Source organism: Mucilaginibacter polytrichastri (assembly GCF_001911425.1).
GTDB classification, from domain to species: Bacteria; Bacteroidota; Bacteroidia; order Sphingobacteriales; family Sphingobacteriaceae; genus Mucilaginibacter; species Mucilaginibacter polytrichastri.
This window is the reverse complement of record NZ_MPPL01000001.1, coordinates 1,192,906-1,206,627: the sequence shown is the minus strand read 5'-3', so window position 1 is coordinate 1,206,627 and position 13,722 is coordinate 1,192,906. Positions and strand designations below refer to the sequence as shown.

Here is a 13,722-nt window from a genome sequence, read left to right as displayed (position 1 = left end):
AAACAGGCTTTCCTCCTAGCCATCCATCTTGTTCTCCAGGATCGTTTGTATCGTTTTATAGTTATGAATACCATAGCTGAGTGCACGCTGGCAGGCCATCGTTAAGCGTTCGTTCCCGGCTTTCTTGGCGAAGCCAAGTACACCCAGGCAAGACTTGTAAGCCTGCTCCGGGTGTTGCTTCCGGTCAAGGATCTTTAGGATATACAGCCTTACATCCTCATGGATAGATGCTGCCCAATCTAAGAACTTATCAGGTGTCCAGTCAGTTACAAAGCGGTGCGTAGTGGCCATGTGGTCTTTATCGGTCGTATAACCGTAAGGGTTCTTTGCCCGTTTATGCAGGGCAATACGTTCATAGTTGGAATAGATCTCCACGATGGTGCGGGAATACAACAGCTTAACCCGTTTACCGATGAAGCGGTAAGGCACGCTGTAATAGTGTTTATCAGGGCCAAGGTTGACATGGCCATTCTTGATCACCTTAGCATAAAAGTGCTTTTTGAACTGGTAAAGCAGGACAGGCAGTGGCATCAGGGTATGCCGTTCGATCTCTTCAAACTGTAGCCTGCGGCTGTAGTTACGTCCTTTAAGCAACTGGCTGTTATGGGTTTCCAATGCTTCCCATATACCTGTATTCAGCTCTTTTAAAGAATGATAGGTAACCCGGTTGATAGGTGCGTAGATCTTGGTATAGATGACCTTAACGGCACCTTCTACCAGTGCTTTATCACGCGGGCGGTACGCCCGCGCTGGTAGTATGGTGGTGCCGTAATGGTCTGCAAAGTCCTCAAACGTTTCGTTCAAAGTAGGTTCATAGCGGCTGCTTTTGGTTACAGCTGCCTTCAGGTTATCCGGCACAATGGCGGCAGGAACGCCGCCGATAAAGTGCAGCGTATTCTCGCAGGCCGCTATAAAGTCTTCCTTTTGCTGGCTCGGAACCGCCTCTACATAAGTAAGCTGACTGGCTCCGAGGATAGCCACAAAGACCTCTACTGCAATAACTTCACCGGTATCCTTATCGGTATAGCTTAGCTTTTCGCCTGCAAAATCCACATAAAGCTTATCACCGGCTTTGTGATCCATGTGCATGGTCGGGTTGACCCTGGCTTTCCACTGGCTGTAATAAAAGCAGAATTGGCTGTACTGGTAACCGTCAGGAAACTCTTTGCGGTAGGATTCCCATAGCATATACCGGTTGACACCGGTGCGTTTGAGTTCTTTATCTACTTGGGGAAAACAGCGCTGCATGGACTGCATACGGCTGGTAGGCGGGTGTTCTTTGCTTTTCCCGAAGAGATCTTCGAGTTCCTTATCGTTAAGGGCATCGATCTCTTCAAAGGTAAAGCTGCTGGCTTTAAAGGCTGCCAGGTACTTCTTTACGGTATTCCGGGATGCATCAGTCTGAGCAGCGATGGTCATTATGGGCCGCTGCTGGCTGTACATCCTTAAAATCTTTCTAATCTTACTCATGCTGATCGTCGAATTGGCCATGTTTGGAGGTATATGTTGCCTCCGAAAGATGGTTGCTTCTACAGCATTTGCTACACGTTGAGGGTGGTCAGTTTGTTCCGGAATCCCCTGGTCAGTTTGCCCCGGAATTGGTGGTCAGCTTGCCCCGGAATCAGGTGGTCTAGTTCATCAGAATCTCCACTTTAACCTCCAGTTCATTTAGGAAGTGTGCAATAGTGTCTGTGAATTAAAAAACACAAAGTATTGTTTACGCTCATTTTCTGAAATGAACTTTTTAAGCGACAACATAACGTTGTTTGTCTCTATTACTTTCAATTCCTGTTTGTAGGCATAATCTTTATCAGGTTGAACGTAAACGTTACTGAACTTGTGCTCCTTAAATCGCGGATCACTTGGTATAATTGGCGTTGCAGATATAAAAGCTTTATCCTTAAATAGGAAAAAGTCTTTCATTGGTAGCGTAATGTTAGCTCTGTATCCAACGTCCTGTATAGTGCGTTCGCATTCGTCAATTAGAAGGAAATATTTTTCGTACATATTAATGCCAACCTCGTCCATAGCTTCTTTGACCTTTCCAAAAGATTCAGGAGTTACCAAAATCTTTTTCCACTGCACTTTCGATTCAAGATATTCAATAATCTCATCAACAGTTATGCCCTCGTAAACACCCAATATAAGTTTGGTTCTAGTAGTATTATATTTCTTACACTTGCCTTTAATAACGGGCACGTTAGGCTCTATGATTATACTATGTCGTGGCGTGTCTAATTCAAGTGCCGTAGCCCCTATACCGCAAAGCATTTTAAATAGTATAATATTGGTAGGTATTATACCTAGCACATCTTTTAACCATTGGTTTTCCCGGATGCGGTACGTTTATCTTTTAATTGTTTCATGATTTTCAGTCAATGCGATCCCTATCAGTACAAAATATTGCACTGTCGGTAAGTATGTTTAATAAGTTTTTTGGTAAAGGGAGGAAGATTATCCTCCCTTAATTTTAGATTAGATGGTTGTTTCCTGTATTTGCTTTAGCAAACCTTCAAAATCAACGTTAACAACGATTTTATCGTGTCTATAGCTATTTATAAGTTCGGCCATACCTTTTATATTCGGTACGCACAAGGTAGCTTTTAGGTTGCCGTCTTTAAATCGGCACCAAGTCACGCTCATGCCGTTTTCGAATCCCTCATTTGGCTCTACCGCAAATGGAAGCTTTGCATACATGTTGTCAACAAGTTTTTTCGCATGAACAATGAAGGCTGGATGGAGGTTGCCTGCTGCTTTCAAATCGGGTACAAAATCAGCCTTTATAAATATGCCGCCATTTTCATTATCATCTTTAAACAGTGATAATGTGGTTCCTTGAGCGTTAAAGTTTGATTTGATGTTGGTGTTCAATTCACCAAATATTTGTTGGTAAAGTTCCATTTTTATTGGAGTTTTTAAATTTAAAAAATAAACGGTAAAACTGCTGGTCAGCAACAACTTCAATTAACTTTCCGGACAGTCAATCACCGTTGTTTTGTTTAACACTACAAAATTATCGTTCAGTTTTTTTCTCAATTACCCATTTATTGGAATTTTTCGAAAAGAATTTGGGTAAGATTAAACATCGATGTAATCTTTCTTTAGATAAACAAGCTGCCTTCGCAAATTTTTGACAAACTCCCGCTCTGAAAGTCTAATGTAATTGCCCATTAATTTTTCAAAGGTTTTGTCATAGCTGCTCATTAAGTTAAAAAAACCATATAAAAAGGCTCCCTGGCGTTCGGAAACGTCTAATTCTTTTGCATTTGTAAAAGGAAACTGAGTTAATGTTCTGATGTATGGCAGCAGAATATAACTATGGTAAGCATTTAGCAAATTATTATCAAATGACATTGGGTAAGCTTTATTCACTTTAAAAAATTCCTCTGATTCACTCAATTTGTAATCCGCATTTAAGCGTTTGAGTTTTTTTGCGAAACTGCTTAAATGTTGAAATTCTGGATAATGATTTGCGATTAGATCTACCAGTTTATTTAAGAAAATTCCAGTGTCCTTCTTAGGTGGTAAATGCACTATGATATTTGCACCTATTTGCCTATCAAATGTAATCTTAACCCTATTACCGTTGTCGTAGTTCTCCAGCAAGCACAGGAGTTGAAAAAATTCTTCGTTAAACTTAACATCTGTTTCGCTGCTGCTGTTCCTACTAAAATAGTCTAACGTTTGAATTTTTAGAACATATTTATATATATACATCAATTCACATTTTTGCCGTTCTAGTAAAGATGGGGCATTGTTTTGAACTTTTTTCACCACCCCTTTTAACAATTCACTCAATTGTTGATCCAATACTTCATATTGCTTTCTATTTAGATCAAGAGATATAATTTCTTTATGATTTTCATAAACAAGTTCATTATCATTTTGGTCTCTCAATCTGTAGCTTATAAAATTTGTCAAATGCGCGAGTTTAGCTTGATCGACTACTACTTCAAAGCCGTAAGTTGACTTACCTGTGCTTACAATATTCATATATCAAAAATAGAAAAGGTAGCAGAGCTATAAACTCCGCTACCATTAAAAGTGTAAATAAGTGAGTATTTGTCGTGGCAAAAACTATAATTGGGGTGCTGCATCTCTCAGTTCTTCACTGTTAAGCTCACCTAAACTTCGGAGGTATTTTAATGTAACCACAATGGTCGAGTGTCCTAACAGCTTTTGAAGTAAATACACATCTTTGGTTCGTTTATATAGTTGTACTGCAGCAGTGTGTCTGAATGAATAAAGCGTTTGTTTCGGGTAAATTAGGCCCTTTGCAATCATGTCAACACATGCACGTCTCCATTGAGTACTGAAATAATATTGGTTCATTGGCTTAGGCATTCTAGAAAATATATTATCCTCGCGGTTTAATTCATGTAGAATTGGCACTAACTCTGCTCGAACATACTCAGGGACATATACTGTTCGCACTTTACCACCTTTATTCGCATCGCCACTTAAATGTATTTCCGTGAAATCTTTTACAAAATCACCTTTTGTCAAAAGCCTAATCTCTTCATGTGGTCTCAACCACGTTGCATATGTTAACAGGCAACATAAATAAAGTAACTTATTAGCTTCTTTGAGATGGTTGAGTATCGGCTTAAGCTGCTCATGGTCGTATGCCACGTGTAAGGCTGCTTTTACTTTTCTTCTTTCAGTGGTTTTAACGAGCGTTAATGGTTGATTTACAATCTTACCTATAAGATTAAACAAAACGCTCAAATCTCGGCGTTTGTTCATGTAGTAAGTACCAGACTTGCTGAAGTTGGTAAGAAATTCATCTAGGCGAATAGCTGGGATGTCGGTGACAGGCCCTTTTAATTCGTCAGCTGTTAGGAATAACAACAGTCTCCTGTTTAAGTCTTTTAGATTTCGCTTATACTTTTCACTTAGGGCAGAATTAATTTTGATGGCTAATGCCTGCTTAAGGGCAGTTTTAGTAGTCAACTGCTTAGCGGAATTGGTCTCTAATTGTGCACTGATTTTTTTAGGCGATATTCTATCCTTTAAAAGCTCAAATGAAAATGTATCTTCTCGCTCAATAATTAAAATAGCCTTCTGAATTTTTACGTAAAGTTCTGATGCTGTTTGCGTGAGTTCCTGGTGATTGTCCATGCACTTACCTACTTGTAAGGTCTTTTGATTCCAATGTTTGGATAAGAGATAAATGCCTGTTTGAAAATAATAAACTTTTCGATCATTGGTTACCCTTACGACTAAGGGAAAGGTACTGTCTTTTCTGGCTCTTCGTTCGTCAAGAACTAATTTATAAGTAACCATAAATTTGAGATTATGGCTGATGGATTTGCAAACGATTTGCAAACAAACTCTTAAATTCTAGAATAAATCGACGTGTAAAACCTGCGAAAATGACTTAAAACACACTTTTACATCTCATGGGTTGAGATTAAGAGTCTGTTGCTCTACCAACTGAGCTACTAAGTCATGGTATTGGGTTGGAATGCAAAGAAACAAAAAAAATGTAATGTTATAAAGCATTTTAAGTCCTTTATGTTTGGCATCTGTAAAATATAGCTAAATGCCGTAGCTCGGCAAGTAAACCTATCTCAATTGTAATGAAGATACTCGATGCTGCAAAAAGATCAGAAGCAAGCGGTAAGCTGATTCTTTTGCAATCAACCTTACTTTATAATTTCCCCTTTGAAATACTTAATTTTGTAAATGGAGCAAACAGAAGAGATAGAAAAAAAGCCTTTCGAATTTAATAACACTATAGCAGACCAAACGCAATTTAAGGTAGCTACTGTGTTTGAAGGCAAATGCACATTATCTTCCTATAACCGTCGCGATTTTTATAAGATCTCATTAATTGTTAAGGGTACCAGCGAATTGCTTTATGCAAACAGGGGGATCCAGATTGATAAACCCGCACTGGTTTTCACTAATCCATTAGTGCCGTATTCATGGGAGGCCACAAACGGAGCACAAGTTGAAGAGGGCTCGGGTTTCTTTTGTGTTTTTACCGAAGAGTTTCTCCATGCCGGCAATCGGATGGAAAGCCTGCAGGATTCCAGTTTATTTAAACCAGGCGGTGATTCTGTATTTTTTTTGGATGCTGCACAGGTACAATACGTTTATGGCATTTTTAGCCGTATGCGCCAGGAGTTTGACAGTGAGTATGTTTACAAATACGAACTAATGCGCAGCCAGGTAAATCTCATTATCCACGAAGCTATTAAAATGCAGCCTGCTGTGGCCTATATTACCCCACAAAATGCAGCCGCACGTATAGCCAAATTATTTTTAAGCCTGGTAGAAAAACAGTTCCCGGTAGATTCGCCCCGTTTTGCACTTAAATTAAAAAAAGCCAGCGATTATGCCAGCAAATTAGCGGTACACGTAAACCACCTCAATGCCGCAGTACAAGAGGTAACAGGCAAAAGTACCACTACACATATCAATGAAAAAATATTGTTTGAGGCAAAATCACTATTAGCCCATACCGATTGGAGCGTTACCGATATTGCCTTTAGCCTGGGGTTCGAGTATGCATCTTACTTTAATAACTTTTTTAAAAAGCATACAGGCACTACACCACTGGCTTTAAGAAAATCTCTTTGAAAAGTATAATTATCACTTTGAATACTTTAACCATGGCTTAAAGTATGTGCCCTACATTTGTTGTACAATAAACGACAAACAATGAGCACTATGAAAAAAATAAATTTAGGCAGCCAGGGGCTTCATGTACCTGTTGAAGGTTTGGGCTGCATGGGCATGACAACCATTGCCGGTGGTAATATTTACGGACAAGCTAATGAACAAGAGGCTATTGCCACTATACACAAGGCATTAGAGTTGGGCGTTAACTTTTTAGATACAGCTGATTTGTACGGCCCCTTGCTTAACGAACGCCTGTTAGCAAAAGCCATTAAAGGCAATCGCGATAAATATATCATAGCCACCAAATTTGGTTTCGAAATTGATGATAATGAACAACTAACATGGGGTTTTAACGGCAAACCAGAGTATGTAAATAAAGCGGTAGACCGTTCGTTAAAGAACCTGGGTACCGATTGCATTGATCTTTACTACCTGCATCGTTTAGACCCCAACACCCCTATTGAAGATACCGTTGGCGCCATGGCCGACCTGGTAAAATCTGGTAAGGTAAAATACATTGGCCTTTCCGAAGTTTCGGCAGAAACCATCAGAAAAGCACATAAAGTGCATCCCATTACTACCGTTCAAACAGAATATTCGCTTTTTGAACGCCAGCCGGAAGTAAACGGTGTATTAGATGTGGTGAAAGAGTTAGGAATCGGCTTTGTAGCTTACTCACCCGTTGGCAGGGGTTTTATTACCGGGCAAATTAAAACACCGGATGATTTTGAAGCCAATGACTTCCGCAGGGATATTCCACGTTTTCAGGGCGAAAACTTTTATAAAAACCTGGAACTGGTAAATCAACTACACGCAATTGCCGGTAATAGGGGCTTCACCCCTACCCAACTTGCTTTGGCTTGGGTAATAGCTAAGGGTATTATCCCTATCCCAGGCACTAAAAGGCTTAAGTATATTGAAGAAAATGCAGCAGCGGCAAACATTACGCTTTCACCAGCAGAAATAGCGCATATCGAATCTATCCTTCCCACTGGTGTTATTGCGGGCGAAAGATACAATACACAACAGATGCAGAACATAGATCAATAAACTTCTCTGTAAACATTAAAACCCCCATTTGTGAATCAGGCAAATGAGGGTTTTAATGTTTATAAGGAAGTAATATCTACATAATCATAGCTATTTACCCGCTATCAAACGGTCAATTTTATAATACGGTTCAGATTTAAATTAAAAAAAGATTTTAAAATACGATGTTTTACCCGATGAATTAAGCATTGCTTACGAAATACTATCATCATTAATATAGCATACCTGGTTATACCCATTTAAACTGTGTTCATGTAGGAAACAACGGGTTTGGTGTAAGTTATATGAATATTAAGCTAACGTTGATCATCTTTAATAAATAAGATGAAAATCCGGAGAACAACAGCCTAAACCTGTACTCTGGCCACAACATCCTGTAGTTACTCTGTAAAATATTTATATACAACCGACACTTGCCAGAACCCTCCCGGTACTATCTGTTGTAGCTTGTTACATAAAGCATTTACAGATTTTCGCTACCTGCAAAACCTAAATTTTAACATGGAAGAAAAAAACTGGTTTGCTGCCTTAACCAACAAAAGGCTAAATACGGTAGAAACATTAAAGGAAGCGGGATTAAACACCTTTATTAATCACATTATAGGTACGTATCATGAACCTGCACATTTTATTTATGAACTGCTTCAAAATGCAGATGATGCAAAAGCCAGTAAAGCACGCCTTGAACTAAAAAAAGACGGGATACTTTTTACACATAACGGCAAAATAAATTTTACAATTACTAACCCCGAATATGAAAGAGAACAAGATGCTGCACCAGGGCATATTAATGCGATAACTGCTTTTTCGCTTTCGGGCAAAAGGGATAAACCGGTAAGCAGCATCGGTAAATTTGGTATTGGCTTTAAATCTATTTTTCAATACACCAATACGCCACATATTTATAACCCTCCATACTGCTTTAAAATAGAGCAATTTATTGTTCCACATGAAATAAAGTTACAGGATGGATTGCTGTGGGATAAGGAAACCACAGCATTTTGGCTTCCGTTTGATAAAAGGGAGAAACCCTTGCCACAGGCCTATACAGAAATATCTGCCCGGCTAAAGGAGATTAAAAACCCCTTATTATTTTTGAAAAACCTGGACACGCTCGACATTATTAATTCAATAATCTTTACCAGATTTATTAAAGAAATAGAGGAAATAGAACCTATAGTACCATCACCATATATCAAAATCAGCAAGGTTAAACTTAATAATGATACCATTATTAAGTTTAGTCAGAAGGTAAAGATCATAGATCAGTCAGCAAAAACATGTTTTCAATCTGTTAATGTTGGTTTTGTACTTAATGAAGCGGGCCATATTACAGCCGACGAAGAATACAAACACTATTTTAAGCATGCCTGGTGTTATTTGCCTACCATGCATGAAACCCGGCTTAATTATATTTTAAATGCCCCCTTTTTGCTTTCGCCTAATCGCGAAACAATAAAAGAAAGCCGAACAGAGAACAAACAACTAATTGCAGCGCTTAACCAGTTAGCAAGCATAGCAATTGATTGCCTCGATCAACTTGGGTACATTACTGAAAGCATTAATAATACCCTACCTGTTCTTAAAAATGTAACTGCAGATTTTATGCCCATAGCCAAAACCATTATTACTAAGATAAAAGCGGTTAAAGAACGCCAGGGAATGTAAACTATATCTATTATTACAATGGATAGTCTATATTAAAAAACAAAGTCCCCTTGCACTCGCTGCTTGGGGACTTTAAACCTAAACCTTATCACAGTAACAAATAGATGATATTTACTACCAGTACAAACATATTACAGAAGGATGAAGATTTAATGATGAATTTATTTTATTTCCGGCAACTGTTAAATAGTTTTTAATCCAACAAAAAAAGGCCCCGATATTTATCAGGGCCTTAATAACATAATAAGGTTTAGGTATAAAGAACTTAAAATAAGGCAATGTAATTACTAACTACGCTACAAATCACAGTGGCATAATGTATCTGAAACTATATAATCAGGCTGCTTTTAATTTAATCGCGGTAACGTTTTAAATTATAATAGCATATTGTTATTACTTTACTAAAGTTTCGTCTAACATAAGTATGAATGAACAACACTTTAAAAATTTTACACCAAATACCCTTTTGCAGGGATGAAACCCGGTTTGTGCAAGGAGAATATGAATACCAAAAGCATAAATAGGCATTAGGATATAATGTGGTTTAATACCTAATGAAAATTTAATATCGCATTTATAAAATCATTATCGTATAAATTATAAATTCGACATTATAAATAAAAGCCAATAATTTTGCCCTGTTATTTAAGGTGTAGATATGAAACTGAGCTGTTATATAGTTGACGATGAATTGCACGCAATAGAAGTATTGGCGCATCACATTGAAGCCATAAAAGAACTTCAACTACTGGGTTACAATACCAACCCTATAGCTGGTTTGCGCGAAGTAAATGAAAAGCATCCCGACGTGCTTTTCCTGGATATTGATATGCCTAATCTGGATGGCATTGAATTTAGAAAGCTGATAGCGCCGGACATCAGGGTTATTTTTACCACAGCCTCACCCGACCATGCTTTAGATGCCTTTGAAATTGCTGCCTTTGATTACCTGTTAAAGCCTATTTCATATTCTCGCTTTCAAAGGGCAATTAATAAGCTAAACCAATTTGTGAGTGTTAATGACCATCCCGAAATAAAATCAAAGGATAATTTTTTCTACATCAAATGTGAAAACAAGGGCAAGATGGTGAAGATAAATTTTGAGGATATCATGTACATAGAATCTAACAGTAATTATGTAATTGTAAGTACCAAAGAAACTAAATATAACACCTATTTAACGCTGAAAGAGATTAAAGCCCGCCTACCTGATGACTACTTTTTCAGGATACATAAATCATTTGTTATCAACCACACCCAAATTAATTATATAGATGGTAACCAGATTGTACTTACAGATAAAAGTGTACTGCAATTAGGGAATACTTACCGAGATGCTTTTTTCGACCTGGTAAACCGCCATATTATAAAAACTTCCAGGTAGCATATTACAACAACTTAATATCTTCCAGGTGCTGACCAAAGCGGTAAGTAAGTGTAACCTCATTGGTTGAATTATTAAACCGACCGATATTATTTGATGCTGTACCAAACTGATAGCTGTACCCTAAACGGAAGTTGGCCATCATAAAGCTGATGACACCCGCCATTTCGTTATTGGTGCGATAATCTGCACCAATACCAAATACATTCTTGAGGTAAATAGTAGTAGAAAAGTTAGCCACAAACGGAATGCCTTTGGTATAAGTAGCCAGGAAAGCCGGTTTAACCTTAAGGTCAGTTCCTCCATCAATCAGGTAAGCTCCCGAGAAATTGTAATGGTTCCGGAAATAACTGTTGGCCTGTATGGAGGCAGTACCTAAGGAGGTAAAGGTTAATTCCGGAACAGAAACCCCTAACATATACTCATCTGAGTATAGCATTACACCAAAACCCAGGTTGGGTTTATTCTGCCGCACATCATTCCTGAATAATGGATCTGATGAATCGAGTGATGAATAGTTGGCCACATAATTACGAATCCCGGCATTAAGCGATACGCCTAAATGAGTCTTCTCACTCAGGTTAATACTTTTAGCAAAAAAAGCATTGATCTCGGTAAGGTGCTCTACGGCAAACTGGTCGTTCATCACAATTAAGCCGGCCGAACCATTGATGGCTTCCAGGGGCATACTACCATCAAAAATAAAGGTGGTTGGCGAGCCTTGGATGCCTGTCCACTGCTTACGCAGCAGAGCATTTAATGAACCGTTTTTGTCCAATAAAGAATAGGCCGGGTTAAGCGGTGTCTGGTTATTCATATACTGGCTGTAAGTAAAAGACTGCTGAGCATGGGCAGTAAACCCCATTACAACACTTGACAAGCAGAATAATGTTCTTGTAATATATGGTATAATATTTTTCATTATTGATTTCTTATTCATATTTCAATACAAAGTATCCTGTTAAATGCCTTCCCACGCCGTTTACCACGTACTCAACCAGGTAAAAATAAGTCCCGGCTTGTTGCCGTGCACCCGTAAAGTTAGAGCTGCCGTTGAAAGCCTTAGTCGTATTGTCATAGCCACTAATTTCATAAACCCTTACCCCGTTCCGGTTAATCAGGGTTACCCGGTTATCCGGGTGCTCATTAATGCCTTCAATATACAATACATCATTTATCCCGTCTCCGTTAGGCGATAAAGCCGGGTGCACAATTACTTCACGATTAGGATCTTGCACATCTATTGGCCGTACCACAGTATTAGCTGCATAATAATTGGCATCACCTGCCTGGTTGGCCACAATACCTGTAATACCTATACGAAGCGCTTTGATGGTTTGTCCGCTAATGGATGCGATCATAGGGTCGTTAGTAGTAAAGGTTACCGGCAAGCCCGCACTTGATTTAACAGCACTCAGACTGTAGGTGCTACCACGCATTTGTACCGGTATATTAGCAAAATCAATAACCTGCGATGCTTTATTTACAATCATAAACTGGCTTATCGATGGGTTGATGTTGTAACCTGGGTTTACGGGTAAAGAAGCTGTAATGGTTACATAACCTGCACCAACAATATGAACCAGGCCATTAATTACAGTAGCCACAGCACTGTTGCTGCTTGTATATATAATTGGCTCGCCACTTGTTGATACAGCACCGGCGTTAAAGTCTGCATCTCCGTAAGTTTTAACCGGCAATTTATCAAATGTTACATCGCGGCTAATCGAAGTGATAGCAAGTGTGGCGTTTATATATTTAAACGTATAATCATTTGATGCACCAGCACTTAATATAATAGGATATGTACCCACTAATGATGCAGTGTTAGCTGTTGTACTTGCGCTCGCCTGGTTTGTTAAAGCATCTTTCGTATCCCCATTTACAAACCCCAAATAATTAATCTGAAAATCGGGATTAGGCTGATTATAAGGCCTTGATACATTATCAACAGAAACTGTTAACGGTGCCTTAATAACATTTATAAATACTTTTTGAGTAGCTGTATTATAATTTACAGCATCTGTAGGTGTAAATGTAGCAGTAAGCTGCTGTACGTTGCCTGCATGAAGTACTGTGCCTGGGGCCGGGCTGTAGCTAAATGTGCCCGGTATAGTTGTTGAGGCATAAAGTTGCGCATCACTTAGTGCTGTGCCATAAATAATATTGGTTGGATTAACCCAGGTAATAACGGGCTGTACCGTATTAACGAAAAACGTTAAAGTCCGCTCGGTAGCTGCATTGTACCGATCATTGCCAGCCTGATTAAACGCTACAGTAACGATCCCAGATCCGGTTATTGTAATCACGGTTCCACTAATTGTAGCCGAACCGCTTTTGATTGTTGCGGTAACAGGCAGTTCTGAACTCGCTGTAGCAATTACTGGAATAGCCGAAATATCAAAGGCTGCATCACCATAAGTTTTAGTAGTTATTGTACCCGTTAATGCAATTGTTTGGGAAGATTTACTTATAGTTATTGTAGCGGCTTTACTATTGAAACTATAATTTACCGCATCCGTTGGTGTAAACTTAGCCAATAACGATAATGTACCTGCAGGTAAAACATATGCAGCATTAATCTGATTTGAATCATATTCATAAGTGAAAGTACCCGCTACATTACTACCAGCAACAGGCAAATCACCAAGCGTTGTTCCGTATGGTTTAGATATTGGGATGGTCCAGGTGATTGTGGGAAGAGCAGGGTTAACCACAATAGTCGCGGTTTGGCCCACATTGTCTGCATATGTTGTAACATCTGTTGGGTGGAAGATCGCCTTGGCAGGGTGACTGCCTGCTGCCAGTAAGGTACCTATATCGATCACCGTTCCCGATGGATCGAGTTGATATTCAAAGGTGCCTGCGATACTTACGCCTGCCGATGTCATCGCTTGTGCATTCAACTGCGTTGCTGATAACAGCGTTCCATAGGTGATAGTCGCTGGGTCTGACCAGGTCAAAACAGGTGTTATTGGGGTAACCGGAAC

Annotated in this window: 12 protein-coding genes; 5 read left to right on the top strand and 7 right to left on the bottom strand. The window is 39.0% G+C overall.

From position 1 onward, the window contains the following. Positions 1-15: 15 nt before the first annotated feature. From istA to RG47T_RS05325, 5 genes are all read right to left on the bottom strand, one after another. Positions 16-1,470, bottom strand: coding sequence for an IS21 family transposase (istA, locus tag RG47T_RS05345; protein ID WP_245770894.1), 1,455 nt, complete (start codon positions 1,468-1,470; stop codon positions 16-18). Positions 1,471-1,668: 198 nt separating this feature from the next. Next, entirely contained in the window at positions 1,669-2,310 is a 642-nt protein-coding gene (locus tag RG47T_RS05340) for a hypothetical protein (RefSeq protein WP_139235798.1), read from the bottom strand. A gap of 165 nt (positions 2,311-2,475) precedes the next feature. After that, entirely contained in the window at positions 2,476-2,901 is a 426-nt protein-coding gene (locus tag RG47T_RS05335) for a hypothetical protein (RefSeq protein WP_074488464.1), read from the bottom strand. 177 nt (positions 2,902-3,078) lie between these two features. After that, positions 3,079-3,993, bottom strand: coding sequence for a hypothetical protein (locus RG47T_RS05330; RefSeq protein ID WP_074488463.1), 915 nt, complete (start codon positions 3,991-3,993; stop codon positions 3,079-3,081). A gap of 84 nt (positions 3,994-4,077) precedes the next feature. Beyond that, entirely contained in the window at positions 4,078-5,286 is a 1,209-nt protein-coding gene (locus RG47T_RS05325; RefSeq protein WP_074488462.1) for a tyrosine-type recombinase/integrase, read from the bottom strand. Positions 5,287-5,582: 296 nt separating this feature from the next. On the opposite strand from RG47T_RS05325, the gene RG47T_RS25970 reads away from it, so the two are divergent. The 5 genes from RG47T_RS25970 (at position 5,583) to RG47T_RS05305 (ending at position 10,732) form a co-directional block, all read left to right on the top strand. Continuing rightward, entirely contained in the window at positions 5,583-5,732 is a 150-nt protein-coding gene (locus RG47T_RS25970) for a hypothetical protein (protein ID WP_171972478.1), read from the top strand. Beyond that, positions 5,689-6,588 (top strand): helix-turn-helix domain-containing protein, encoded by a 900-nt coding sequence (locus RG47T_RS05320; protein ID WP_216351007.1) that lies wholly within the window; start codon positions 5,689-5,691, stop codon positions 6,586-6,588. The genes RG47T_RS25970 and RG47T_RS05320 overlap by 44 nt, the downstream gene beginning before the upstream one ends. Positions 6,589-6,678: 90 nt before the next feature. Continuing rightward, positions 6,679-7,680 carry an aldo/keto reductase gene (locus RG47T_RS05315; RefSeq protein WP_216351006.1) on the top strand — a complete coding sequence of 334 codons (1,002 nt, stop codon included), beginning with the start codon at positions 6,679-6,681 and terminating at the stop codon, positions 7,678-7,680. A gap of 501 nt (positions 7,681-8,181) precedes the next feature. Then, positions 8,182-9,348 carry a sacsin N-terminal ATP-binding-like domain-containing protein gene (locus tag RG47T_RS05310; RefSeq protein WP_074488460.1) on the top strand — a complete coding sequence of 389 codons (1,167 nt, stop codon included), beginning with the start codon at positions 8,182-8,184 and terminating at the stop codon, positions 9,346-9,348. A gap of 658 nt (positions 9,349-10,006) precedes the next feature. Continuing rightward, positions 10,007-10,732: a LytR/AlgR family response regulator transcription factor gene (locus RG47T_RS05305; RefSeq protein ID WP_074488459.1), complete on the top strand. Its 726-nt coding sequence runs from the start codon at positions 10,007-10,009 to the stop codon at positions 10,730-10,732. A gap of 4 nt (positions 10,733-10,736) precedes the next feature. Here the strand turns inward: RG47T_RS05305 and RG47T_RS05300 are convergent, their stop codons facing one another. Further along, positions 10,737-11,654, bottom strand: a complete 918-nt coding sequence (locus tag RG47T_RS05300) for a PorP/SprF family type IX secretion system membrane protein (RefSeq protein WP_074493157.1) — start codon at positions 11,652-11,654, stop codon at positions 10,737-10,739. Between the two features lie 10 nt (positions 11,655-11,664). Then, positions 11,665-13,722 (bottom strand): T9SS type B sorting domain-containing protein (locus RG47T_RS05295; protein WP_216351005.1); only part of this gene is annotated, 2,058 nt, incomplete at its 5' end.

Excerpts from the sequence above, each read along its gene's own strand:
- istA (WP_245770894.1), bottom strand. The coding sequence starts at position 1,470 with ATGAGTAAGATTAGAAAGATTTTAAGGATGTACAGCCAGCAGCGGCCC.
- RG47T_RS05335 (WP_074488464.1), bottom strand. The coding sequence starts at position 2,901 with ATGGAACTTTACCAACAAATATTTGGTGAATTGAACACCAACATCAAA.
- RG47T_RS05330 (WP_074488463.1), bottom strand. The coding sequence starts at position 3,993 with ATGAATATTGTAAGCACAGGTAAGTCAACTTACGGCTTTGAAGTAGTA.
- RG47T_RS05325 (WP_074488462.1), bottom strand. The coding sequence starts at position 5,286 with ATGGTTACTTATAAATTAGTTCTTGACGAACGAAGAGCCAGAAAAGAC.
- RG47T_RS25970 (WP_171972478.1), top strand. The coding sequence starts at position 5,583 with ATGAAGATACTCGATGCTGCAAAAAGATCAGAAGCAAGCGGTAAGCTG.
- RG47T_RS05320 (WP_216351007.1), top strand. The coding sequence starts at position 5,689 with ATGGAGCAAACAGAAGAGATAGAAAAAAAGCCTTTCGAATTTAATAAC.
- RG47T_RS05315 (WP_216351006.1), top strand. The coding sequence starts at position 6,679 with ATGAAAAAAATAAATTTAGGCAGCCAGGGGCTTCATGTACCTGTTGAA.
- RG47T_RS05310 (WP_074488460.1), top strand. The coding sequence starts at position 8,182 with ATGGAAGAAAAAAACTGGTTTGCTGCCTTAACCAACAAAAGGCTAAAT.
- RG47T_RS05305 (WP_074488459.1), top strand. The coding sequence starts at position 10,007 with ATGAAACTGAGCTGTTATATAGTTGACGATGAATTGCACGCAATAGAA.
- RG47T_RS05300 (WP_074493157.1), bottom strand. The coding sequence starts at position 11,654 with ATGAAAAATATTATACCATATATTACAAGAACATTATTCTGCTTGTCA.